The sequence below is a fragment of the Bradyrhizobium sp. LLZ17 genome (assembly GCF_041200145.1).
GTDB lineage: Bacteria > Pseudomonadota > Alphaproteobacteria > Rhizobiales > Xanthobacteraceae > Bradyrhizobium.
Genome location: NZ_CP165734.1, coordinates 2967532 through 2992561, shown reverse-complemented (window position 1 = coordinate 2992561; position 25030 = coordinate 2967532). Strand labels below are relative to the sequence as shown.

Genomic DNA, 25030 nt, shown 5'->3' with positions numbered 1-25030 from the left:
ATGCGCGCCAGCCTGATGTGACGCGCCGGACATCGAGTTGTGGAGAGCGTTTTCAAGGCGAAGTTGCGTGAAGAAAACGCGTCCAAACTAGTCGATGAGTTCCACGATGCGCCGCGAGCGCGGCTCGACCAGCACGGTCTCGCCGTTGACGACGGTGTAGCGGTAAGTGGTGGCGCCGAAACGTTGCGGCACGTCGTAATACGTGACGCCGGTCTCAGGTAAGGTGGCACCGACCACCACGCGACCCGGAATGCTGAAAGCCGGCACACGTTGTTCGACGACATAGTCGCGGAACGCCGGCCGCTGTTCGACCGCGATGGTCGGGCCGCTATCGACCACGACGGGCGCGCGCCCCACCGTGATATCGGTTTGCGCCTGCGCTGCGACCGGCGAGCCGATCGCGGCTGCGAGCGCGGCAAGAGCAAGAATCCTGTTCCGCATAGGCAACTCCTTCGAGATGAGTCTTCGGAAGCGCCGGTGGCGCGACCCGTTGCCAATGCATGCGTCCTGTCAATGTTCCGGCAAATGCGCGGCCATATTCGCGGCAATTTCGGGCAGTTTTCGCGAAAGGTGGAACCCCGCTGTACGTCCGCGCGTCTCTACTCGCGCAACCGGGGCCGCTATGATCCGCCCGCGATTCGTCTCAAGTCCACGCCCAGAAGGATAATTCATGCACCTCACCATCGCCCACATCTCGCCGATCCTGTCGCTGATTGCGGGCGTGCTCATCTTGATCATGCCGCGGCTCCTCAATCTGATCGTCGCGATCTTTCTCATCATAAATGGTGCGATCGGGCTCGGATTGTTGAGGTGGCTCCATCTCTAGGCCTTCATTTTCCGGAACTCTTCGACTTGCGCGGACCCGCCCAAAGTGGTGTAAGCGCGCGATTTCCCATTCCTCTCGCAGGTTGTGTGCAAGCTATGGCCAAAGCCGCCTCGAAGCCTAAGAAAATGCCAGCGAAATCAAAGTCTTCGGTCAAGACGAAGGCCGCGCCGGCAGCCCGCAAGGCGCTGCCCAAGAGCGCCTCGAAGCCTGTTGCCAAGCCCGCCTCGAAGGCTGCGACCAAGCCGGCAGCGCCGAAGGTTGCCGCCAAAGCCGCACCGATCAAGCCAGCATCGGCCAAGGCGGCGCCCGCTGCGGTCAAGGCCGGCAAGTGGGTCTACACGTTCGGCGACGGCAAGGCCGAGGGCAAAGCGGAGATGCGCGACCTGCTCGGCGGCAAGGGCGCCAATCTCGCCGAGATGGCCAATCTCGGCCTGCCGGTGCCTCCCGGCTTCACGATCCCGACGTCGGTCTGCACCTACTTCTACGCGCACGACAAATCCTATCCGAAGGAGCTGCAGTCGCAGGTTGAGAAGGCGCTCGACTATGTCGGCAAGTTGACCGGCAAGGTGTTCGGCGACACCAAGAACCCGCTGCTGGTCTCGGTGCGATCCGGCGGCCGCGCCTCGATGCCGGGCATGATGGACACCGTGCTCAATCTCGGCCTTAACGACGACACGGTGGAAGCGCTGGCGGAGCTGTCGGGCGACCGGCGCTTTGCCTATGACAGCTATCGCCGCTTCATCACCATGTATTCCGACGTGGTGCTCGGCTTCGAGCATCATCACTTCGAGGAAATCCTCGACACCTTCAAGGACAGCCAGGGTTACACGCTCGACACCGATCTGTCGGCCGAGGACTGGGTCGAACTGGTCGGCAAATACAAAGACGCCGTCGCGCGCGAGACGGGCAAGGACTTCCCGCAGGATCCGCACGACCAGCTCTGGGGCGCCATCGGTGCGGTGTTTTCATCCTGGATGAACGCGCGCGCGGTGACCTACCGCAAGCTGCACGACATTCCGGAATCCTGGGGCACCGCGGTCAACGTGCAGGCCATGGTGTTCGGCAACATGGGCGAGACGTCGGCGACCGGCGTCGCCTTCACGCGCAACCCCTCGACCGGCGAAAGCAAGCTCTACGGCGAGTTCCTGATCAACGCGCAAGGTGAGGACGTGGTGGCGGGCATCCGCACGCCGCAGGACATCACCGAGGATGCGCGAAAGGAATCCGGCTCCGACAAGGCCTCGATGGAATCGGCGATGCCGGAGGCCTTCAAGGAGCTGACGCGAATCTACACGCTGCTCGAGAAGCACTACCGTGACATGCAGGACATGGAGTTCACGGTTGAGCAGGGCAAGCTCTGGATGCTCCAGACCCGCGGCGGAAAACGCACCGCCAAGGCAGCGCTGCGCATCGCGATCGAGTTCGCCAAGGAAGGTCTGATCACCAAGAAGGAAGCGGTGACGCGGATCGACCCGGCCTCGCTCGATCAGCTGCTGCATCCGACCATCGATCCCAACGCCAAGCGCGACGTGATCGCAACCGGCCTGCCGGCCTCGCCGGGCGCTGCCTCCGGCGAGATCGTGTTCTCCTCGGATGAAGCGGCCAAGCTTCAGAGCGACGGGCGCAAGGTCATTCTGGTCCGCATCGAGACCAGCCCGGAAGACATCCACGGCATGCACGCGGCCGAAGGCATCCTGACCACGCGCGGCGGCATGACCTCGCACGCCGCCGTGGTCGCGCGCGGCATGGGCAAGCCCTGCGTCTCCGGCTGCGGCACGATCCGCGTCGATTACGGCCGCGGCACCATGAGCATCGGCTCGCGCACCTTCAAGGCCGGTGACGTCATCACGATCGACGGCTCGCTCGGCCAGGTGCTCGCGGGCCGCATGCCGATGATCGAGCCGGAGCTCTCCGGCGAGTTCGGGACGCTGATGAACTGGGCCGATCAGGTCCGCAAGATCGGCGTTCGCGTCAACGCGGATACGCCGGAGGACGCCCGCACCGCGATCAAGTTCGGCGCGGAAGGCATCGGTCTCTGCCGTACCGAGCACATGTTCTTCGAAGAGACGCGCATCCGCACCGTGCGCGAGATGATCCTCTCCGAGGACGAGCAGTCGCGCCGCGCGGCCCTGGCAAAGCTGCTGCCGATGCAGCGCGCCGACTTCGTCGAGCTGTTCGAGATCATGAAGGGCCTGCCCGTCACGATCCGGCTGCTTGATCCGCCGCTGCACGAATTCCTGCCGCACACCCACGCCGAGGTCGAGGAAGTGGCCCGCGCCATGAACACCGATCCGCGGCGCCTCGCCGACCGCGCGCGCGAGCTGTCGGAGTTCAATCCGATGCTCGGCTTCCGCGGCTGCCGTATCGCGATCGCCTATCCGGAGATCGCCGAGATGCAGGCGCGGGCGATTTTTGAGGCTGCGGTCGAAGCCGAGAAGCGCACCGGCAAGGTCGTCGGCCTCGAGGTGATGGTGCCGCTGATCGCGACCAAGGCCGAGCTCGACCTGGTCAAGGCGCGCATCGATGCCACCGCGAAGGCGGTGATGCGCGACACCAACACCAAGCTCAGCTATCAGGTCGGCACCATGATCGAGCTGCCGCGCGCGTGCCTGCTCGCGGCCGAGATCGCCGAGAGCGCCGAGTTCTTCTCGTTCGGCACCAACGATTTGACGCAGACCACCTACGGCATCAGCCGCGACGATGCCGCGAGCTTCCTCGGAACCTACGTGTCCAAGGGCATCCTGCCGATCGATCCCTTCGTCGCGCTCGACCAGGAGGGCGTCGGCGAGCTCGTCAAGATCGGCGTCGCGCGCGGCCGCAAGACGCGCCCTTCGCTCAAGGTCGGCATCTGCGGCGAGCATGGCGGCGATCCCGCCTCCGTCGCCTTCTGCCACACGATCGGGCTCGACTACGTCTCCTGCTCGCCCTACCGCGTGCCGATCGCCCGCCTCGCCGCCGCGCAAGCCGCGCTCGGCAAGGCGATCGCAAGCCAAGCGTAAGGCGAAGCCGCAAGATCGAGTCGCGAGAGGCGGGGCTTTGGCCCCGCCTCTTTTCATTTTGCGCGCCGCTGTCGCCATATCGTCATTGCGAGCGCCACACCCTCGCTGTCATCGTCCGGCTTGACCGGACGATCCAGTATGCCGAGACGTTGGTGACTGAACGAGGCGCCGCGGAGTACTGGATGCCCCGCCTTCGCGGGGCATGACAGTCGTCTCAGGTAGGAGCATCTGGCGCAGACCACGGAACCGCACCAGCGTCCCGTAATGACACGTGCGCGCAAGGGTTCCTTCACCATTCGCGTTGACCGGATGTTTACCGCGTCGCGTGAGGACGCATTTACCACGCACGCAATCACCCCGTGAAAACACCTGAGACCGCTTGAGTGTGTTGCGCGCGCAACGCCGATTAACGCCCCGGCAACCTGAATTAGATACTCACGAGGAAGATCGAATTGCACGGATGTACTGCGGCTCGATTTTTCTAGCGTAAGCGTAGCGTGAGCGTATCGATGTCTGTGTTGCGTACCCATCCGAAGGGCGCGCGGTTCGCGTCCTTCGGAATCGGTCTCTGCATCTTCGCATTGATGCCGAGAGAGACCGGCTATCAGGATATTGCATCGTTGCTGGCGCGTCAGCCCGGCGTTGCCGAGCGCTGGCAGAAGCAGGTGTTTTCTGCGGCGTCGTCCATTCAGCTCGCCACCTACAGCTTTTCCCGGCCGATCGGAACCTCGGCTCCGCAGAGCACGATGATCCGCCTTGCGAGCCTCGATGGTCGCGACGTCACCGGCTCTATCACCCACAATCCGGCGCTGCAGGCGCCGGCGCGCTACCAGGCCTCCGATTTCCCAAGGGTCGATCGCTCAATGAAGGGCGATCGCCTCGCCACCGTGACGCCTGCGCCGGCCTCCGAGACGCCCGCGCCACCCGCACGGCAGGATCCGGCGACCTCCAACAGCTCGGTGTTCGGCGCCAAGACGGCCGCGTTGCCGCAAGCCATGTCGCCGGAATCCGCGGCTGCGCTCGATCCCGAGCTCCAGGAGGCGCTTCGCGCGCCGCCATTGCCGCAATATGTCAATCCGCCGAAGGCCGGCGACAACGCGCTGTCCTTTGCGGCCCAGCCGCTCACTGCGCCGGCCCAGCCGCTCACTGCGCCGAAGCAGGCCAAGATCGCCGCGCCGCCGCGCGATCCCTTCAGCGTGAAGACTGCGAGCCTGTTCTTCGGCAGCTCCTCGCTCGGTGGCAATGTCGAGAGCATCGAGAGCTGGCAGCCGGGCGCCGAGCCGCTGATCGTGATGGCCGACCCCGACATGAAGGTGACGGCCTCGCTGTCTCCGTCGTCCGAGGACATTGCCAGGGACATCGAAAGCGGCGAGAGCGTCGCGCCCAAGGGCGAGGTCAATGCCGACAACCAGCGCGCCAAATCGCCGGCGGAACGGCTGGCGCTGGACGACAAGTCACGTGCGAAATCCGAGAAGTGTCTCGCCGAGGCGGTCTACTTCGAATCCCGCGGCGAGGCCGTGCGCGGCCAGATCGCGGTGGCGCAAGTGGTGATGAACCGCGTGTTCTCCGGCAAATATCCCGACACTGTGTGCGGTGTGGTCTATCAGAACAGATACCGCCACCTGGCCTGCCAGTTCACCTTCGCGTGCGACAACAATCCCGACGTGATCCGTGAGCCCGAGATGTGGGAGCGCGCCAAGAAGATCTCGAAGGCGATGCTCGACGGCCAGATCTGGCTGCCCGAAGTCGGCAAGTCCACGCACTACCATGCCTATTGGGTCCGCCCGTCCTGGGTCGCCGAGATGAAGAAGATGTACAAATTCGGCGTGCACACCTTCTACCGGCCGCGCGCCTGGGGCGATGGCGGGGAGGAGCCGAGCTGGGGCACCCCGGCCCAGACCGCCGCACTCTCGGCCGAACTCGCCCAGGAGGCCAAGAGCTCGGCCGAGATGGGCGAAGTGGTGCGGCGTTAGCGTCTCACGCTTCGATATCCAGCGCGCAATCGAAATTCGGCGCCGAATGCGTCAGCGCGCCGGATGAGGCGTAGTCGACGCCGGTCGCCGCGATGGCCGCGATCGAATCCAGCGTGACACCGCCGGAGGCTTCCAGCTTAAGGCGGCCCTCCGTCATCCGCACCGCCTCGCGCAGTGTCGCGATATCCATGTTGTCGAGCAGGACTGCCTCGGCGAGCCCGCTGTCGAGCACCTCGCGCAGCTGCGCCAGCGTGTCGACCTCGATCTCGATCTTGACGAGATGCCCGGCGTGCGCCCGGGCGCGCTCCAGCACGGGGCGGATGCCGCCGGCGACGGCGATGTGGTTGTCCTTGATCAGGACCGCGTCGTCGAGGCCGAAGCGGTGGTTGAAGCCGCCGCCGCAGCGCACCGCGTATTTCTCCAGCGCCCGCAATCCCGGCGTGGTCTTGCGCGTGCAGCAGATGCGCATTTTTGTGCCCTCCGTGCGCGCGACATAGTCGGCCGTGAGTGTCGCGATGCCAGATAGACGGCCGACAAAGTTCAACGCAGTCCGCTCCGCGGTGAGAATGGCGCGCGCGGGACCGGAGAGCGTCAGCACGCTCTGCCCGCGGGCGACGCGCGCGGCGTCGCGGACATGCGCGCGCACCTCGATGTCGGGCGAGAGCTTTTGCAGCGTCGCCAGCGCCAGCGGCAATCCGGCGATGACGCCGGACTGGCGCGCCACGAGGATCGCTTCCGCCTTTGTCGCCTCCGGGATCGTCGCAAGCGAGGTGATGTCGCCGGCACGGCCGAGATCCTCGTCGAGCGCGCGGTGCACGGCCTCGTCGATCGCGAGCGGAGACAGGAAGGCGTCGGGACAAAGCAGTGAGGTCGGGGTGATCATGAAAAACTCCGTCAGGCGATCATGGATTGTGCGATGCGCGGCATCGGGTGCTCGATGAGGCTGTCCGCGACCTCGCGCGCTGCGGCGAGTGTCGTCATCGTTCTCTGCGCCAGCTCGGGTACGTCCGTCGGATGATCGGCCCGGAAATGCGCGCCGCGGCTCTCGCACCGCGTCCACGCCGACGCCGCAACGAGCAGGGCTGTCGTCGCCATGTTGCGGACAACGACGCTCGTTGCCTCGCGTTCGAGCGCCGCAAAGCTTCGCATGGCTTCCTCAAGCCCCTTACTGTCGCGGATGACGCCGACATGCGCGCTCATCATGGTTCGCAGCCGCTTTATGGCAGCTGCGTCCGGCGCGCCGCCGCGCGGCGTCACCACGACGTCCGGGAGGCGGGTAGGCGAGGGGATCGCGCCGCCGGCGATGTCGTCGGCGATGCGCGCGGCATAGACCACGGCCTCGAGCAATGAATTTGAGGCGAGCCGGTTGGCGCCATGCGCGCCGGTCGACGACACTTCGCCGCCGGCCCAGAGCCCGTCGATCGAGCTGCGGCCCCGGTCGTCGACCGCGATGCCGCCCATGTGATAGTGCGCGGCCGGCGCGATCGGGATTGGTTGCGTGGCGGGATCGAGTCCGGTGGCGATGCAGCTTGCATGCACCGTCGGGAATTTACCGGCGAAGCGCGCTCCCAGCGCGTCCCGCGCATCGAGGAATGCACCACGGCCGGCCGCGATCTCGGCGAACACGCCACGAGCCACGATGTCGCGCGGCGCCAGCTCGGCGAGCGGATGTTGTGCGGCCATGAAGCGCTGGCCGTTGCCGTTGATCAGCGTCGCGCCTTCGCCGCGCAACGCTTCGGTTGCAAGCGGCGCCGGATCGCGGCCGGCCATGATGGCGGTCGGATGAAACTGCACGAATTCGGGATCGGCGATCACGGCGCCGGCGCGGGCGGCGATCGCAAGGCCCGATCCGCTGGCTTCGGCGGGATTGGTGGTGACGGCATAGAGATGACCGATCCCGCCGGTCGCCAGCACCACCGCGCGCGAGGCGATCATCGTCGGTCTCGCCAGGAAATTGCCGGCCTCGCGCAATTGCAGGCCGGTAACCGCGCCGTCCTCGGTCGCCAATGCTTCGGCGACGAAACCTTCGATCAGGCGGATCGACGGCGTGCGGCGCACGGCATCGCTCAATGCTGCGATGATGGCCGCGCCCGCGCCGTCGCCGCGGACATGCACGATGCGCCGTGCCGAATGCGCGGCTTCGCGGCCCACCGCGAGCCGGCCTTCGAGATCGCGGTCGAACGGCACGCCATAGGCGAGAAGGTCGTTGATCCGCTGGCTGGCCTCGCGCGCAATCCCGAGCGCGACCGCTTTGTCGACGATACCGCCGCCGACCGCGATTGTATCCGCGGCATGCGCCTCCGGGCCGTCGCCCTCGGCCACCGCGGCTGCGATGCCGCCCTGCGCCCATGCGGATGATGCGCCCTGTCCGAGCGGGGCCGCCGAGATCAATGTCACCGGGCGCGGCGCGAGCTTGAGTGCGCAGAACAGTCCGGCGAGACCGCCGCCGACGATGACGACGTCGTCGGTCGAGCGGGTGAGGTTGTGGATGTTGGTTGTTGTCATAGCTCTCTCCGAATTCTGCGCTGGTGAGTTTGTGGCAGCGATTGCTCTCAATTCTTCAGATTGATCATCCGCTCGACCGATCGACGCGCACGCATCGCCAACGCAGGATCAATCGTCACCTCCTCGCGCAACGTCAGCAGGCTCTCCAGAATGTTGGACAGCGTGATCCGCTTCATGTGCGGGCAGAGATTGCAGGGGCGCAGCATCTCGATGTCCGGCAGCTCGGCGCGCACATTGTCGGCCATCGAGCATTCCGTGATCATCACCAGGCGCTTCGGGCGCCGTTCGCGCACCCAATTGATCATGTGCGCAGTCGAGCCGGTAAAATCGGCCTCTGCCAGCACGTCGGGCGGGCATTCGGGATGCGCGATGATCTGCACCGACGGATCGGCCTCGCGAAGCCCGCGCAACTCCGCAGCGGTGAAGCGCTCGTGCACCTCGCAGGCGCCCTTCCACGCAATGATCTTCACGTCGGTTTTCGACGCTACATAAGTCGCGAGATAGCGATCGGGCAGGAAGATGACGGTTGGCGCATTCAGGCTCTCGACCACCTGCACCGCGTTCGACGAGGTGCAGCAGATGTCGACCTCGGCCTTCACCTCTGCGGACGTGTTGACATAGGCGACCACCGGCACACCCGGAAATCTTTCGCGGAGGAGGCGCACGTCGGCGCCCGTGATGCTGGCCGCGAGCGAGCAGCCGGCACGCTGGTCCGGGATCAGCACCGTCTTGTCCGGATTGAGCAGCTTTGAGGTCTCTGCCATGAAGTGCACGCCACACTGTACGATGACATCGGCCTTCACGTTGGTGGCTTCGACGGCGAGCTGCAGCGAGTCTCCGCCGATGTCTGCCACGCAGTGAAAGATCTCCGGGGCCTGGTAGTTGTGCGCGAGGATCACCGCGTTGCGCGTCTTCTTGAGCTCGTTGATCGCCTTGATGGTCGGTGCCATCAGCGGCCATTCGATGGGCGGGATCACGTGCTTCACGCGATCGTAGAGGTGGGCGGTGGCGCGCTCGACCTCATCAGTCCATTCCAGCGAGGGCATCGGCAGCGCAGCTCCTCTCGCGCCGGGGCGGCACGGGGAGAGGCGAGGGCTCGGCCCTGCGGCCGGTCGGCAAAGTCGTCGGGACCGTAAATTCCAGTGATCGGCATCCAAGCCTCCCGTAAATGACAATTATGCTCCATTTGAGTATATCTGAAGCTTGAGAAATCCGGCCGAGAGGGCCGGTGCAGTTCCGCCAAAGCCTACATATACTCAATCTGAGTAAATCAACTGTAACACGCCAAGCGGGAGGTCGCCAGGGCCACCCGCACACATTCTCGTCAAGTCACGCCATGCGCACGCCAGACGAGGTTGGGTTGAAGCGCAGCAGCCCTTCGTAGAACGCAATCATTTTTGGATTGGGATTTTCATGCATTTGCATTAAATGCCTGACTCGCGGCCGCCCATTCCGGACCCGCCAACGACAGAAGAGAAACCCCATGTCGACGCAAGCGGGCGAGTTCAATCCGGCTTCACGTTCCTCCTCCTGGCGCACCCCGGCCATCATTATTCTTTGCGGCTGCGCGATCGGCATGCTCGGCTTCGGCCCGCGCTCGGCACTCGGCTTCTTCGTGCAGCCGATGAGCCACGAGTTCGCCTGGGGGCGCGACGTGTTCGGCCTCGCGATCGCCGTGCAAAATCTATTGTGGGGATTGGGCCAGCCGCTCGCCGGCGCGATCGCCGATCGCTTTGGCCTGTTCCGGGTGATGTGCGTCGGTGCTCTGCTCTATGCCGGCGGCCTGCTGCTGATGCGTTACTCCTCGACGCCGCTGTCGCTCAACCTTGGCGCCGGCGTGATGGTCGGCTTTGGCCTCGCGGGCTGCTCGTTCAATCTGGTGCTGTCCGCCTTCACAAAGCTGCTGCCGGTCGAGAAGCGCGGCCTTGCGCTGGGTGCCGGCACCGCGGCGGGCTCGCTCGGGCAGTTCCTGTTCGCGCCCGTCGGCGTCGCGCTGATCGACAATTTCGGCTGGCAGCAGGCGCTCAGCGTGTTCGGCTTCCTGATGCTGTTGATCGTCCCGCTATCGCTGGCGATCTCGACACCGCCGGTCGCAGGCCCCGCCAGCACCGCGCCCGCGGATGAGCAGACCATTACCAAGGCGCTTGCGGAGGCCTTCGGCCATCGCTCCTATGTGCTTCTGGTGCTCGGCTTCTTCACCTGCGGCTTCCAGCTTGCCTTCATCACCGTGCATCTGCCGGCGTTCCTGGTCGACCGCGGCGTCTCGACGCAAACCGGCGGCTGGGTGATCGCGGCAATCGGCTTGTTCAACATCATGGGATCGCTGAGCGTCGGCTACCTGCAGAATTCCTTGCCCAAGCGTTACATCCTCTCGGCCATCTACTTTACCCGTGCACTTGCGACGCTCGCCTTCATCTCGTTCCCGATCACGCCGCTCTCGGCGATCGCGTTCGGGGCTATCTCGGGCCTGACCTGGCTGTCGACGGTGCCGCCGACCTCGGCGCTGGTGGCGCTGATGTTCGGTACGCGCTGGTTCGCAACCCTCTATGGCTTCGCCTTCGTCAGCCATCAGGTCGGCGGCTTCCTCGGCGTCTGGCTCGGCGGCATCGTGTTCGAGCGCTTCGGTTCCTACACGCCGATCTGGTGGCTCTCGATCCTGTTCGGCGTGCTCTCGGCGCTGATCAATCTTCCGATCGTGGAGAAACCGGCGCCGCGAGCGGTTGCGCAGCCTGCCTGATCGGCTAAACATTTCCGACAAACAAGTCAGGGAGTTCAGCCGTGGCCACATTCAAGGCGATCCGGATCGACAAGGCAGACAAGGGCACCACCGCGCAGCTGGCTCTGTTCGACGAAGCCGAACTGATGGAGGGCGACGTCACCGTGCGCGTCGAATGGTCGACGCTGAACTACAAGGACGGCCTCGCGCTCACCGGCAAGGCGCCGGTGGTGCGCCGCTTCCCGATGATCGCCGGCATCGACTTTGCCGGCACGGTCGAACAATCCTCGCATCCGCAATGGAAGGCCGGCGACAAGGTCGTTTGTACCGGCTGGGGCATGGGCGAGACCCATCTCGGCGCTTACGCCGAGAAGGCAAGGGTGAAGGGCGACTGGCTGGTCGGCTTGCCGCAGGGCCTGTCGGCGCGTGACGCCATGGCGATCGGCACCGCCGGCTTCACCGCGATGCTCTCAGTGCTGGCGCTGGAGAAGCACGGGCTGTCGCCGAAGAGCGGCCCGGTGGTGGTGACGGGCGCGGCCGGCGGCGTCGGCTCGGTCGCAATCGCCGTGCTGTCGAAGCTCGGCTATCACGTAATTGCTTCGACCGGCCGCGCGTCGGAAGCGGACTACCTCAAGCATCTTGGCGCCGCCGAAATCATCGACCGCAACGAATTGTCGGCGCCCCCAAAGCCCCTGGCCAGGGAGCGCTGGGCGGGCGGCGTCGACAGCGTCGGCTCGACCACGCTCGCGAACCTGCTGTCGATGACGAAGTATGGAGGGGCGATTGCCGCCTGCGGCCTGGCCGCCGGCATGGACCTGCCGTCATCGGTCGCGCCGTTTATTTTGCGCGGGGTGTGCCTTCTCGGCATCGATTCGGTGATGTGCCCGCTGCCGCCGCGAAAAGCCGCCTGGCAGCGTCTGGCGTCCGATCTGGATCGGGAAAAACTATCTGAAATCACTACAGAAATTCCGCTGGACGACGTTCCTGAATGGGGCGCGAAAATCCTCGCCGGCCAGGTCCGCGGCCGCATCGTGGTAAAAATTGTCTAACGGCGTTCAGACTTTACCAACGAAGCTGCTTCAATGTCGCCTTGGTTGGTATGGTAAGCAGCGGGTAAAGAGATACGGCATCGCCCGCTGCGGGGTTGGTTCGGAGTTGAGCATGCTAGCGCGTATTGTGTTGGGGGCTGTCACGGCGGCGGTGACGTTTGCGCCGGCCATTGCCGGAAGCATGAACGCCGATGAGGCGCGCCGCTTCGTCGCCGGCAAGGTGTTTGCCTTCACCTGTTTCGACGGCACCCGCGGCGCAGGCCGCATCCTGGACGATCTGGGCGCCGCCGGCGCTGTGCAGTTCTCGGGCGCGGGCCCGGTGCGCCATCTCCGGCTGCCCGGCAACACGCTCCAGATCCGCGGCCAGAACGTGTGCGCCTCGATCAAGGGCATTCCATTCGAGCCCTGTTTTAACCTGGAAAAGACCGACGATCGCAGCTTCCGCGGCTCGGTGTCGGGCATGGGCTTCGCCTATTGCGATTTCCACCACCAGGGCGGCAACCAGATGCTGATGGCGCGCGCCGTCGCGCGGCCGCGCTCGCTTCGTGCGCCGGAGCAGACCGGTTCGGTCAACGCATCGAGCACCGAGGTCGCCGCGCGCGTCGAAACGCCGCGGGTGGAAAGCAGCCGGCTCGAGCCGGTAAAATCGGAGGTGAAGTCCGAGCCGAAGAACGAAGGCGTGCCGGAGTTGCGCCGCTCGACTGAGTGACTTTGGCCTGCGCGCGCAGCCACTTTGCGCGTGCGTTGTTGACGATATCCATCAGCGATCAAGCCGCCGCGCCGTAGTCATACGGAGGGCGGCTTTCATGCCTTGGTAGCGACTGGCGCCCCAGCTTGCGGGACGGCCAAGGGCGGCCCGACACAAGGGTTCAACGATGTCGCTCTATTTCTTCCGCATCACCACCGGCCGCTATTCCGGCGCCGCCGATCAGCCGTACGAGTTCGACGATCGCGCCGCCGCATGGACCGAGATGACAGAGGTCTGCGCCAATTTGCTCGGCACCATCGCGCGCAATCTGAAGCCGAATGCGAAATGGAGCATGGAGCTGCTCGACGAGAACAAGGCGCCGGTGTTTCGCATCAGCCTTGTCGGTGAGAGCGAGACGGCCCCTGACTGGACCGGCTAGAAGTTGGGCATCCTACCGGTGCGTGCGGTTAACCTGTTAAGCGCGACCGCGGAGCGCGCGCAGGGACTTACGACGATGGTGGCTGCAGCCTCCGAAGAAGCCTCCACCAACGTGCAGTCGGTCGCGTCCGCGACGGAAGAGCTGTCCTCCTCGATCACCGAGATCAGCCGGCAAGTGCAGGAATCGGCGCGGGTGGCGAGCGAGGCGGTCGGCCAGGCCCGTACCACGACCGACCGCGTCGGTGAATTGTCGAAGGCAGCGGCGCGGATCGGCGACGTCGTCGAGCTGATCAACACCATCGCAGGCCAGACCAATCTGCTGGCGCTCAACGCCACGATCGAGGCGGCGCGCGCCGGCGAGGCCGGCCGCGGCTTTGCCGTCGTCGCTTCCGAGGTGAAGGCGCTGGCGGAGCAGACCGCAAAGGCAACCGGCGAGATCGGTCAGCAGATCTCCGGTATCCAGACCGCGACGCAGGTATCGGTTGGTGCGATCAAGGACATTAGCGACACCATCGAAAAGTTGTCGGAGATTTCCTCGGCCATTGCGGCCGCGGTGGAAGAGCAAGGCGCGGCGACGCAGGAGATCTCCCGCAACGTGCAGCAGGCGGCGGAAGGCACGCATCAGGTGTCGTCCAACATCACGGAGGTCCAGCGCGGCGCGGGCGAGACCGGTTCGGCATCCACGCAGGTGCTCGCGGCCGCACAGTCGCTGTCGAGCGACAGCAACCGCCTCAAGCTCGAGGTCGGAAAATTCCTCGACACCGTGCGCGCGGCCTGAAGCTCGCGCAATCTCTCGACGTCGCGTGATCAGCTGCTTCGCCGTGTCGGCTGCAAGGACGCGCAGTAGCGACTTGAAGGCGAAATTTACAACTCTCTGGCGAGAATAGTGTTTCGAATTCAATTATTTGGCGCGAAATCTCAGTATTACTCCGAAGGCGCCCGTTAACCGAAACAGGGTGGTCCAGCTGTATCTTCGGAGGCAAGGGCGATCAACGTCCATGCGGCCGGCAAGGACTTGGCTGCGTGTTCCCCCGGGGGAAACCCACTGTGTTGAGCCTCATCAGGAATGAGCGGACCGGAGCCAACATGGCCCGTTCGCGCAGCAAGCTTGGACATGTTCGGATAGGTACGGTTCTGCCGGCCATCATCACGGCACTCGCCTTGCTGGGATTGGCCTCGGCTGGATTCATTGCCTACCAGGCGATCATCAAGCGGCAGGAGTCCGAAGCATTCCTGAGGGTCAATGGAGCTGCGCGTCTGCTGCTGCGTAGCGCAGGGCAGTGGGCGATTGAACGCGGATTGACCAACGTGGCGCTGAAGTCTCCTGACGCCGTGACCTCGGAGCGTCGTACCGAAATCGAGAAGGCGCGCGCGACGGCCGACGAGGCTTTTCGCGCTGCCGTGCTCGATATCCGCGCGATTCCGGAAATGGCGGCGGGACAGAAGCAGATTACCGAAGCTCAAACGAGGTTCGAGGCGCTGCGTCTTTTGCGCGAGACGGTCGATGGCAACCTTTCGCATCCGCGTGGCGAACGCGCGTCCGATGTCGTTGACGGTTTTGTCCCCGCCATTACCGACGCGATCGACGTCGCGGGCAACCGCCTGCGGCTGACACTCGAGACCCTCACCAGTCCGCCTGTGGCAAAGCTGGCGCAACTGACCGGCCTGCGACATCTCGCAGCTCAGATGGCTGAGTATGCCGGAAGAGAGCGCGCCTTGCTCGCCGGTGCGATCGGGGCACGCGCGCAACTTGGCACGGAAGGCTTCCAACGTCTCTCGGCGCTGCGGGCGAAGGTCGAGCTCGCCTGGGACACGGTATTGCCGGTGCGGCTGCGCTCGGATCTGCCGGCGGAGGTCGGGGATGCGATAAGCGAGGTCGAGAAGATCTATTTCGTCCTCTATGGTGAAACCCGCGCGGTCACGCTGGCTGCCGGTGAAAGCGGGGACTACAAGATCACCGGATCTGAATACTTCGCGCGTGCCACCGCCGGCATCAATAGCGTGCTGAAGCTCGGCGAAGCCCTAGGGGCTGCCGCAGATCAGGAGGCCACGTCTCAGGCCACCGGCAGCACCCGTAATTTCGCTTTCACAGCTCTGCTGCTGTGCGCCGCTCTGCTGCTCGCCGGCGTCAGCTTCTGGATCACCTTCTCGCGGATTCTTAACCCGCTTTCGGCTATTTCGCATGCGATGTGCCGGCTCGCGGATCGCGACTTCAGCACCGAAGTTCCCGGCGTCAGCCGAGGTGATGAGATCGGCGAGATCGCGCGTACAGTGGAGGTCTTCAAGCAAAACGGCCTTGAAATTGAACGCCTGCGCGGCGAGCAGGCAGCTTCCGAGAAGCTTGCGGCCGCGCAGCGCCGGGACGACATGCACAAGCTTGCGAACGGTTTCGAAGCCGCAGTGGGCGAGATCATCGACACGGTATCTTCAGCCGCGACAGAGCTCGAGGCCTCCGCGTCGACGCTGACCTCGACGGCAGAGCGCGCGCAGGGACTTACGACGATGGTGGCTGCAGCCTCCGAAGAAGCCTCCACCAACGTGCAGTCGGTCGCGTCCGCGACGGAAGAGCTGTCCTCCTCGATCACCGAGATCAGCCGGCAAGTGCAGGAATCGGCGCGGGTGGCGAGCGAGGCGGTCGGCCAGGCCTGTACCACGACCGACCGCGTCGGTGAATTGTCGAAGGCAGCGGCGCGGATCGGCGACGTCGTCGAGCTGATCAACACCATCGCAGGCCAGACCAATCTGCTGGCGCTCAACGCCACGATCGAGGCGGCGCGCGCCGGCGAGGCCGGCCGCGGCTTTGCCGTCGTCGCTTCCGAGGTGAAGGCGCTGGCGGAGCAGACCGCAAAGGCAACCGGCGAGATCGGTCAGCAGATCTCCGGTATCCAGACCGCGACGCAGGTATCGGTTGGTGCGATCAAGGACATTAGCGACACCATCGAAAAGTTGTCGGAGATTTCCTCGGCCATTGCGGCCGCGGTGGAAGAGCAAGGCGCGGCGACGCAGGAGATCTCCCGCAACGTGCAGCAGGCGGCGGAAGGCACGCATCAGGTGTCGTCCAACATTACCGACGTCCAGCGCGGCGCAGGCGAGACCGGCTCGGCATCCACGCAGGTGCTCGCGGCGGCACAGTCGCTGTCGAGCGACAGCAACCGCCTCAAGCTCGAGGTCGGAAAATTCCTCGACACCGTGCGCGCGGCCTGACGGCAGCGGCCTTCACCGACACGTCGGGCTTGCAACTGTCGCGCGCAAGCGAGCGGCGGATGCGCGCGTGCATATTGCGGCGCCGCGACGATTAGCGTCCAAGGTTAACTTTCCCGAAAAGCGAAGTGGTCATAATCCCCGCAATACTCCGGGCTTCTCGAGTCCCCCATCCTGTATCGCGTATCGCCCGTTTTGGAGCACATTCATGAGCGGCCTTTCCATGCGCCTGACGCACAAGGTGATGGCGATCGGGTTATTCGGCCTTGTTGGTCTCGCAATTTTCGGCGCGATCTACCAGATCGGCAGCCTCTCTCAGGACACCTCCCGCAGCGCCGCTAACCGTGCCCGTGCGATCGTGGACCTCAACCAGCAGCTCTCGATCGAGATGCTGGAGGCTCGTCGCAACGAGAAGAACTTTGAGCAGCGCCGCAACGAGAGCTACGCGAAGGCGCATGCCGAGCTGATAGGCCCGATCAACCGCGATTTCGACGAGCTTGAGCGGCTGACGTCGCGGGGCGGCATCAGCGCGCTCTCCGAAAAGACCAAGCAGGCCCACGACGGCTTCAAGCGGTACGCGACGGATTTCAGCGCGCTGGTCGCCGCCGAGACCAAGCTCGGCCTGAACGAGACAGTCGGGTTGTCCGGTTCGCTCCGCGGCGCGGTTCACGACATCGAGGGGAAGCTGAAGGAGCTCGACCATCCGCGGCTGACGAGCTGGATGCTGACGATGCGCCGGCACGAGAAGGATTTCATGCTTCGGCGCGATCCGAAATACGTCACTGAACTAAAGAAGGCCGCGACCGAGTTCTCGAAGGCCATGGAGGCTGCTGCCGTACCCGCTCCCGTCTCCGCTGAGATCACGGCCAAGCTGCAGAAATATCAATCCGAGTTCGTGGCCTGGGCCGAGACCGCACAGCAGAGCGCGGCGCTCGACGCCAGCATGATGAAGACGTTTCGTGAGCTTGAGCCAGGCATGGTCGAAGTCCGCACCGCGGTCGAAGGACTCTACAAGCAGGCCGACGCATCGGAAGCTGCAAGCCGCGACGCGGTGCGCCTGTGGATAATGATCGCCTTCTTCGTCACCGTCGCGGTGCTGGCGATTGTCAGCTTCTTCCTGGGACGCTCGATCTCGAAAGCACTGTCGGGCATGGTCGACGCGATGACTGAGCTTGCGCGCGGCGATTTGTCGATTGCCGTTCCCGGTGTCGGGCGCAAAGACGAGATCGGCGAGATGGCCGGTGCGGTCGAGGTGTTCCGGAGCAACATGGCGGAGGCTGAGCGGCTCCGTGCCGAGCAGGCCGAAGCCGATACCCGTCGCCGCGCGCAGCGCAAGGCGGATATGAAGCAGCTGGCTGACAGTTTTGAAGGCGCAGTCGGCGAGATCATCGAAATCGTCTCATCGGCGGCGACCGAGCTCGAAGCGTCCTCGAACACGCTGACGCAGGCAGCCGAGCGGTCCAGCGGTCTCGCCAACGCGGTGGCGTCCGCCTCGGAAGAGGCATCTGCCAATGTGCAGTCGGTGTCGTCCGCGAGCGAGGAGATGACGACGTCGATCTCCGAGATCAGCCGCCAAGTGCAGGAATCGGCGCGCGTCGCCGACGTCGCGGTCGAGCAGGCCGAGCGCACCAATAGGCGTGTCGCCGAATTGACCAAGGCTGCCGGGCGGATCGGCGACGTGGTCGAACTGATCAACACGATCGCCGGACAGACCAATTTGTTGGCGCTGAACGCCACGATCGAGGCGGCGCGGGCGGGCGAAGCCGGCAGAGGCTTTGCGGTGGTTGCGAGCGAGGTGAAAGCGCTTGCCGAGCAAACCGCGAAAGCGACCGGGGAGATCGGCCAGCACATCGGTGCGATCCAGACCGCGACGCAGGACTCCGTCGGCGCGATCAAGGAGATCGGCGACACCATCGCGCGGATGTCGGAGATATCGTCGGCCATCGCCGCTGCCGTCGAGGAGCAGGGCGCCGCGACGCAGGAGATCTCCCGCAACATCCAGCACGCTGCGCAGGGCACCTCGGAGGTCTCGGCGAACATCGGCGACGTTCAGCGTGGCGCCGGAGAAACCGGCGCTGCCTCGGCGCAGGTGCATTCGGCCGCGCAATCGCTGTCGCAGGAGAGCAACCGCTTGAAGAGCGAAGTCGCGCGCTTCCTGGATACGGTGGGGGCAGCGTGATGCCGCTCGATGCCGCGCCGCGAACTGCGGTGCGCTGGTGTGACGCAACGAGATATCGGCCCAACTGCAACACATGGTTGCAGCAGAATGACGTCGGCCGGGCTGCTAGGTAGTTTTACGCAGCATCCCGTTAACGGCTACTTGCGACTATGAGTGCAATCCTCCGGGATAAGAACCAGCCAGCATTATTGAATGACTTCCGCCCTGCCGTCCATCGTGACAGTCGCGGCGCAGGTGACTTGTCCGTTGTGAGATCATTGGGATTCATCGTGATGTCGAAGTTGTCGATCGTCTTCAAGCTTCTGGCCGTGTTGTCGGTTCTTGTTCTGTCGCTCGCCGGTGTCGGCGTGACGGCGATCGGAACCATGCAGAACATCAATTCTCACACTGTCGAGATCGCGGAGAGCTGGCTGCCGAGCGTGCGTGCGCTCGGCTCGCTTCGCGCCGACATCAACGAGCTGCGTGTCGCGCTCCGCCTGCATGTGATGCAGGACACCGCCGAGGGCAAGGACGCCGCCGAGAAGCGCCTCGCCTCGCTGCGCGAGCGCATCGACCAGACGCGCAAGGTCTATGAACCGCTCATCACGTCCGCCGAGGAGCGCTCGCTCTATGAGCAATGGAGCAAGGCCTGGGCCGAATATCTGAACGGCGTGCAAGATGTGATGGCGCTGTCGCGCAAGGGCGTCGGCCGCTTCCCGACCGACGCCAACGAGTTGCTGCAGACCAAGGTCGCCAAGATGGCGCAAGCCGCCGATCCCTTGCTCCAGAAGGGCATCGAGCTCAACAATCGGGGCGCCGAGCTCGAGACCAAGCAGGCGGCCGACAGCTACGCCACGATATTCCGCGTGCTGGTCGGCATGATCGTGACCTCGGTCCTGGTGGCGGTCGGCGCCGCCTATTATCTCGTGCGCGACGTTTCGCGCGGCATTGCCTCGATCATCAGTCCGATGCAGGCGCTCGGCGAGGGCGACCTCTCGGCCGACGTGCCGCATCGCGGCGAGAAGACCGAGATCGGCTCGATGGCGGACGCGCTCCAGATTTTCAAGGAAGCACTGATCGCCAAGAAGGCCGCCGACGAGGTCGCCGCGGCCGATGCCGAGGCCAAGATCGAGCGCGGCCGGCGCGTCGACGCCATCACGCGCAAATTCGAAACCATGATCGGCGAAGTCGTCGGAACCGTCTCCTCGGCCTCGACGGAACTCGAGGCGTCCGCGAGCACGTTGACCGGCACCGCGCAGCGCGGTCAGGAGCTTGCGACGGTGGTAGCCGCGGCGTCGGAGGAGGCCTCCACCAATGTCCAGGCGGTGGCGTCGGCTTCGGAAGAGCTGTCGTCCTCCATCACCGAGATCAGCCGTCGGGTGCAGGATTCGGCACGGATGGCTGCGGAAGCCGTCGAGCAGGCGGGGCGGACCAACGAGCGCGTCAATGCCTTGTCGCTCGCGGCGTCACGCATCGGCGACGTCGTCGAACTCATCAATACCATCGCGGGGCAGACCAATCTGCTGGCGCTGAACGCGACTATCGAGGCGGCGCGCGCAGGCGAGGCCGGCCGCGGCTTCGCCGTCGTTGCCTCCGAGGTGAAGGCGTTGGCCGAGCAGACCGCAAAGGCGACCGGAGAGATCGGGGCGCAAGTCGCAGGGATTCAGGCGGCGACGCAGGAATCCGTCATCGCGATCCAGGAGATCGGCGGCACCATCGAGCGGCTCTCCGAAGTGTCCGCCGCCATTGCTGCTGCCGTCGAGGAGCAGGGCGCGGCCACGCAGGAGATCTCGCGCAACGTGCAGCAGGCCTCGGTCGGCACGCAGCAGGTCTCCTCCAACATCACGGACGTGCAGCGCGGCGCGATCGAGACTGGTTCGGCCTCGACCGAGGTGCTGTCGGCCGCCAAGTCGCTCGCGAACGACAGCACGCGGCTGAAGGTCGAGGTCGCGCAGTTCCTGGAATCGGTCCGCGCGGCCTGATCGTTATGCACTTGGCTGCGGAGCCGGCGGCGGCGCTACCTGCCGCCGGAACAGAATGCGCTGATAGAGCCAGCCGATCGCGACCAGCACGATGCCAAGGCACATGAACGACAGCGCACGATAGACGCCCGTCAGCGTCGACATGTCGATCACGAACGCCTTCAGGATCGTCAGCGCGATGACCACGGCAGATGCCAGCCGCGCCCGCTCGGAGTTGACGAGAAGACCGACGCCGAGGAGCACCACGCCGAAGGCAAGCCAGCCGATGGAATAGGTGTATTGCTCGGCGCCCGTCGTCTCGCCGCTGGTGAGGATCGGGCCATGATAGAAGCGGCGGATCTCCAGTGTGACGTAGGCCAGCGCAAAAAAGAGAGCGCCGCCCGCGATGGTGTTGGCATAGGCTTTGCCGCGCCCGCCTGCCACCGCGTAGGACAGCAGCAGCATCAGCACCGCCGGCAGCGCGTAGCCGAGCAGCAGCAGGTTGAACAGCGCGCCGCCGATATCGATGCGCCACAGCAGCGGGTTCTCCAGGATGAGGAGGCCGAACACGCTGATGAAGCCGGCGATCGCCGTGAGCACGACGGCGCCGACATCATGCACGACACTGCGGCTGCGCAGCCGCAGCCGCTCCAGCCCGATCGCCATGGCGAGCGCCACGCAGACCTGGAGCGCGCATTCGAGCAGCGAGGGCGACGAGGTCATGTCGCCGCCGGTCGCGAGGTGACGAACTTCCATGAAAGCGAGCAGCGCAGTGAACAGGATCGCGGCCGCCTCCAGCATGCGCAGCGGTGCGTCGTCGCCGCGGCGGTGCAGGAAACGGCTCGCTGCCCAGAACGATGCTGCCGGCAGGCCATAGCCCCACAGCAGCCAGTTGAAGATCGGCGTGGTGCCGACGGCGTCACCGACGATGCGCGGATCATAACCGATGCGCGCGGTGACGACGCCTGCAAGGATAGCCGCGAGCCAGCGTAGGAACGGGATCGGTCGCTGCATCGAGATCCAGGCGGTGCCGAGCGACATTAGCGCCAGCGCGATGGTGAGCCAGCCCTTCTCCAGCGCAAAGGTCAGCGCCAGCGCCAGCGCACCGAGCGTGCCGGTCGCGAACAACGCGGCGGAGATCGCAAGGCCCGGCCGGGTCTCGCGGCGGGTGAGAGCTTCGGTCGCCGCGCCAAAGGCGGCGGCGAGCAGCACCGCCAGGATCGCGAACGGGATCGAACGGTCGAGATGGGCGATGCGCGCGTAGAGCGCAACCAGGATCGCGAGCGGGGTTGCGACGCCGGCCGCCGACCACACCACCGGAATGATCGCCGAGCTCGAGCGGCCCTGCGCGCGGAAGCCGGCGATGCCGAAGCCGGCGGCGAAGACCGCGGCCATCAGCAGATGCAGCGTCACCGCGCTGTCTGTGGCCGTCGGTCCGATGCCGGGTAGGGGCCCGCCCGGCAGCACCAGCATGTCCGGATTGGCGCGCACGGCCCATTCGGCGAAGACGATGAAGACGGTTGCCGCGGACGCACCCAACGCGCCGGTCGCCGCCGGCGCGCGCCAGGCCACCAACAGCGTCGCGGCGACGAGCAGCGTGAAGGCGATCAGCGCCAGATCGGCATGCGCGCTCGACAGCACGATCAGCATCGCGCCGAACAGATAGGCGCCGAGCGCGCTCGATGAGACCGGCTCGATCTGGCCATCTTCAATCGTCGGCCCGAACATGAAGCCGCAGACCACGAGGAGTGCGGCCAGCACGAAGCCCGCGATGACATGGAAGGCGTGCGGCGCGACCTGCAATTCGCCGAGATCGAGTCCCGGGAAAATCCACAGCACGGCGAACACGATGGTCGTCACTGCAAGCCAGCGCCACAGCCGGATGCGGGCGAGGCCGAAGCTCGCGGCGGTGACGATGGCGAGATAGGCGTAGAGCGCCCAATAGTCCGGCTTGGCGCTGGAGACGAGGACAGGCGTCGCGAAGGCGCCGACCACGCCAAGACCTGCAAGCGCGGGTCCATGCAGAAGCGCCGCGGCGAGCGTGCCGAGCGCGACCAGCCCGAGCAGCACGAAGGCGGTGGCCGGCACGAGAAAGCCGTAGAGTGCGTAGGCTGCGTAGATGGTCGCAAACGCCACCGCCGTTCCTGCCGCGGTGAGGATCGCGGGGATGTTGGCGATCGGCAGCGCCACGATGTCGGAAATGCTCTCCTTGCGTCGCGACCACTCCCCGGCCCCGAGCAGCGCCAGCGCGAACAGGCCGCCGAGGAACACGCGAACGCCGGGGCCGACAAGACCGGCCTCGATCGAATAGCGCACCATGAAGAAGCCACCGAGGGCAAGCGCAAGGCCGCCGATCCACACCACCCAGCGGGTGCCGAGCCGCTCTTCGAAACCGGGCTCTGCCGCCGGCAGGCGAGGCGGCGGCGCGATGTGATCCGTGCTGGTTTCGAGCGGCGGCGGTGAGACATCATCGGTGACGAGCGGGGGCGCCGGCTCGGCTTCGGCCGCAAGCGGGGCTGGCTCTGCCGCGGTCGTCGCAGGCCAGGGCGGCGGCTCCTGCGCGGGCATCAGGGGCGGCGGCTGGACCTGTCGTTGCGCATGCAGCGCGGCTTCCAACGAACTCAGCTGGCGGCGCAGATTAGTCGCCTCCTTGGACGCCTTGAGCGCGATCAGGAACGCGGCGATCGCAATCATCACCGCAAAGACGTCAAACGGAGCGTCGAACATAGGGCCTCCAGGCAATCGGCGGGCAGGGGCCGATCGCGCAAATCTTAACCTAGCGCCGGGAGCGCACGCGCAATCCGGGCGCCGGCCGCTCCTGGAGCACGTCGCGGCGGAAGCGGTAGAGCGCCGCCGGCCGTCCGCCCGTCTGTGTCGACATCACCCCGGTCGGTTCGACCAGGGCCTCCATTTCGACCAGGCGACGGAAATTTTGCTTGTGCAGGACCCGGCCCGAGATCGCCTCCACCGTATACTGCAGTTCGGTAAGTGTGAACTCGGCGGGCAAAAGTTCAAAGACGACAGGACGGTACTTCAGTTTTGCGCGCAGCCGGGCGATCGCCGTGGCAAGTATCCGCCGGTGGTCGAACCGCATCGAAGTGCCGAGTGCGGGAAGCGCCTTGCGCGCCAACGCCGTAGGCCGGCCGTCGCGCCGCGCCTCCTCGACGAGGCCTGCCTCGTAGAGGAGCTCGTACCGGTCGAGCACACGCTCCTCGTCCCAGGCCGCACCCTCGAGGCCGAAATAGAACCGCACGCGATCCCTGCGCGGCAGTGCGCGTGTGGTCTCCGGCGGCTCCTGTTCGGCCCATTTGGTCAATGCCGGGATGATATCTCGGGCAATGATCGCGGGCGGCGCCTCGCGCCAGTCTTCCCAGGGAAAGAAGCGATACCACGGCTCGAAACTGGCCGCATTTGTGGACGCAGGGCTATCGACAGCGCGCGTCAGCGCGAGATAGCCGATCGATACCATATGCGCGCCAGTGTCACCGGTCTCCGCGTGGCGGCCGCGATCGCCGAACGTATAGAGCTGCTCGACGTAGCCGAGCCGCAACCCCGCCTGGGCCTCGACCCAGGCGCGTAGGCCGATCTCGAAGGTGCGGTGGCTCGGCGCATCGAACGGGCCGAACGGCAGGCCGGCAAGCCCGTCGCCGCCGCGGGCAGTGAGGACCAGCGGCTCATGGTCCTCGATCGCGACAATGGCCGCGGTCAGGCCGATCTCGATCGGCGTTAGCTGTCTCTCGCTCATTTGGGAATGATCGCAGGCGCTGCCACAAATCCGTCATGCCCGGGCTTGTCCCGGGCATCCCTGTCTCGCGCCGCGGGAAAGTTCGTGGATGGCCGGGACAAGCCCAGCCATGACGGCGTGAAAGCATCTACGCCCGCCATACTCATGTGCAATTGCACCGCCCGCAAGCGGGAGAGAGGGCGTACCTGCGGTGTTGCGTGCAGTGGTCATTCGAGCTCGATCATGAAGGGGCGGCCGTCCACCATCATCGCGCCCGGGCCCATCTCGTCGAGTGCGCGCAGCATGCGGCCGTTGCGGCCCAGTGCGCGGTCGGCGAGGCTGACGATGCGCCGGTTCGGCGAGGCGATCGGTGAAGCCGCGCGAATCTTCTTCGCGATCTCGATCTCGTCGCGATTCGGATTGAGCGCGCAGACGGTCGCGAACGCGCTCGCAGTGGAACGGCTGATGCCGGCATAGCAATGCACCACCAATGGCGCATTGCGGTCCCAGCCGCGCACGAAGTTCAGGACTTGGTCGATATGCGCCTCCGACGGCGCGACAAAACCGTCCATCTCCTCGGTGATGTCGTCCATCGACACCTTGAGATGGTTGGCCGGCAGCACCGACACCGGCCGCACCACCTGCTCGACATTGGCCATCACGGTTAGCACATGGCTGGCGCCGGTCAGGCGGACGGTCTCGGGAAGGGCGGCGAGGGAACAGACGTGGATCATGGGGGACCTTTTTGCCAGCCATTATAGCGAGCGCCCGTAGGGTGGGCAAAGCGACATG

At 65.4% G+C, this 25030-nt stretch carries 17 protein-coding genes and 1 pseudogene; 11 read left to right on the top strand and 7 right to left on the bottom strand.

Annotated elements, in window-relative coordinates; all coding sequences use genetic code 11:
- Window positions 1-87 precede the first annotated feature (87 nt).
- Window positions 88-441, bottom strand: coding sequence for a DUF1236 domain-containing protein (locus AB8Z38_RS14775; RefSeq protein WP_369725834.1), 354 nt, complete (start codon window positions 439-441; stop codon window positions 88-90).
- Window positions 442-670: 229 nt separating this feature from the next.
- Between AB8Z38_RS14775 and AB8Z38_RS14770 the strand changes: the two genes are divergently transcribed.
- The 3 genes from AB8Z38_RS14770 (at window position 671) to AB8Z38_RS14760 (ending at window position 5798) form a co-directional block, all read left to right on the top strand.
- A complete protein-coding gene (locus tag AB8Z38_RS14770) occupies window positions 671-826 on the top strand; it encodes a DUF3096 domain-containing protein (protein WP_082081526.1) in 156 nt (51 codons plus the stop codon).
- A gap of 95 nt (window positions 827-921) precedes the next feature.
- Entirely contained in the window at window positions 922-3825 is a 2904-nt protein-coding gene (ppdK, locus tag AB8Z38_RS14765) for a pyruvate, phosphate dikinase (RefSeq protein WP_369725833.1), read from the top strand.
- 509 nt (window positions 3826-4334) lie between these two features.
- Window positions 4335-5798 (top strand): cell wall hydrolase, encoded by a 1464-nt coding sequence (locus AB8Z38_RS14760; protein ID WP_369725832.1) that lies wholly within the window; start codon window positions 4335-4337, stop codon window positions 5796-5798.
- 4 nt (window positions 5799-5802) lie between these two features.
- Here the strand turns inward: AB8Z38_RS14760 and nadC are convergent, their stop codons facing one another.
- Genes nadC through nadA form a run of 3 tightly spaced genes read right to left on the bottom strand, consistent with a single transcriptional unit; the run spans window position 5803 to window position 9349 of the window.
- Entirely contained in the window at window positions 5803-6681 is an 879-nt protein-coding gene (gene nadC, locus AB8Z38_RS14755) for a carboxylating nicotinate-nucleotide diphosphorylase (RefSeq protein ID WP_369725831.1), read from the bottom strand.
- 11 nt (window positions 6682-6692) lie between these two features.
- Window positions 6693-8303 (bottom strand): L-aspartate oxidase, encoded by a 1611-nt coding sequence (locus tag AB8Z38_RS14750; protein WP_369725830.1) that lies wholly within the window; start codon window positions 8301-8303, stop codon window positions 6693-6695.
- 47 nt (window positions 8304-8350) lie between these two features.
- Window positions 8351-9349 (bottom strand): quinolinate synthase NadA, encoded by a 999-nt coding sequence (gene nadA, locus AB8Z38_RS14745; RefSeq protein WP_369725829.1) that lies wholly within the window; start codon window positions 9347-9349, stop codon window positions 8351-8353.
- Window positions 9350-9786: 437 nt separating this feature from the next.
- On the opposite strand from nadA, the gene AB8Z38_RS14740 reads away from it, so the two are divergent.
- The 8 genes and pseudogenes from AB8Z38_RS14740 to AB8Z38_RS14705 all read left to right on the top strand — a co-directional run bounded on the left by AB8Z38_RS14740 (window position 9787) and on the right by AB8Z38_RS14705 (window position 20535).
- On the top strand, window positions 9787-11040 hold the full coding sequence (locus AB8Z38_RS14740; RefSeq protein WP_369725828.1) for an MFS transporter: 1254 nt from the start codon (window positions 9787-9789) through the stop codon (window positions 11038-11040).
- Window positions 11041-11081: 41 nt separating this feature from the next.
- On the top strand, window positions 11082-12068 hold the full coding sequence (locus tag AB8Z38_RS14735) for an MDR family oxidoreductase (protein ID WP_369725827.1): 987 nt from the start codon (window positions 11082-11084) through the stop codon (window positions 12066-12068).
- Window positions 12069-12180: 112 nt separating this feature from the next.
- Window positions 12181-12777: a hypothetical protein gene (locus AB8Z38_RS14730; RefSeq protein ID WP_369725826.1), complete on the top strand. Its 597-nt coding sequence runs from the start codon at window positions 12181-12183 to the stop codon at window positions 12775-12777.
- Between the two features lie 166 nt (window positions 12778-12943).
- Entirely contained in the window at window positions 12944-13195 is a 252-nt protein-coding gene (locus tag AB8Z38_RS14725; protein ID WP_369725825.1) for a hypothetical protein, read from the top strand.
- A 36-nt stretch (window positions 13196-13231) separates the two neighbouring features.
- A pseudogene (locus tag AB8Z38_RS14720) lies at window positions 13232-13972 on the top strand (methyl-accepting chemotaxis protein); the annotation flags it as partial.
- 308 nt (window positions 13973-14280) lie between these two features.
- Complete coding sequence (locus tag AB8Z38_RS14715) at window positions 14281-16398, top strand: methyl-accepting chemotaxis protein (RefSeq protein WP_369725824.1); 2118 nt, start codon at window positions 14281-14283, stop codon at window positions 16396-16398.
- Window positions 16399-16603: 205 nt separating this feature from the next.
- On the top strand, window positions 16604-18574 hold the full coding sequence (locus AB8Z38_RS14710; RefSeq protein ID WP_369725823.1) for a methyl-accepting chemotaxis protein: 1971 nt from the start codon (window positions 16604-16606) through the stop codon (window positions 18572-18574).
- A gap of 272 nt (window positions 18575-18846) precedes the next feature.
- A complete protein-coding gene (locus AB8Z38_RS14705; RefSeq protein WP_369725822.1) occupies window positions 18847-20535 on the top strand; it encodes a methyl-accepting chemotaxis protein in 1689 nt (562 codons plus the stop codon).
- A gap of 3 nt (window positions 20536-20538) precedes the next feature.
- Here AB8Z38_RS14705 and AB8Z38_RS14700 read toward each other — a convergent pair whose 3' ends face one another.
- The 3 genes from AB8Z38_RS14700 to AB8Z38_RS14690 all read right to left on the bottom strand — a co-directional run bounded on the left by AB8Z38_RS14700 (window position 20539) and on the right by AB8Z38_RS14690 (window position 24972).
- Window positions 20539-23241: a DUF2339 domain-containing protein gene (locus AB8Z38_RS14700; RefSeq protein WP_369725821.1), complete on the bottom strand. Its 2703-nt coding sequence runs from the start codon at window positions 23239-23241 to the stop codon at window positions 20539-20541.
- A gap of 49 nt (window positions 23242-23290) precedes the next feature.
- A complete protein-coding gene (locus AB8Z38_RS14695) occupies window positions 23291-24259 on the bottom strand; it encodes an NAD regulator (RefSeq protein WP_369725820.1) in 969 nt (322 codons plus the stop codon).
- A gap of 206 nt (window positions 24260-24465) precedes the next feature.
- Complete coding sequence (locus AB8Z38_RS14690; RefSeq protein WP_369725819.1) at window positions 24466-24972, bottom strand: tyrosine phosphatase family protein; 507 nt, start codon at window positions 24970-24972, stop codon at window positions 24466-24468.
- Between the last annotated feature and the right edge of the window lie 58 nt (window positions 24973-25030).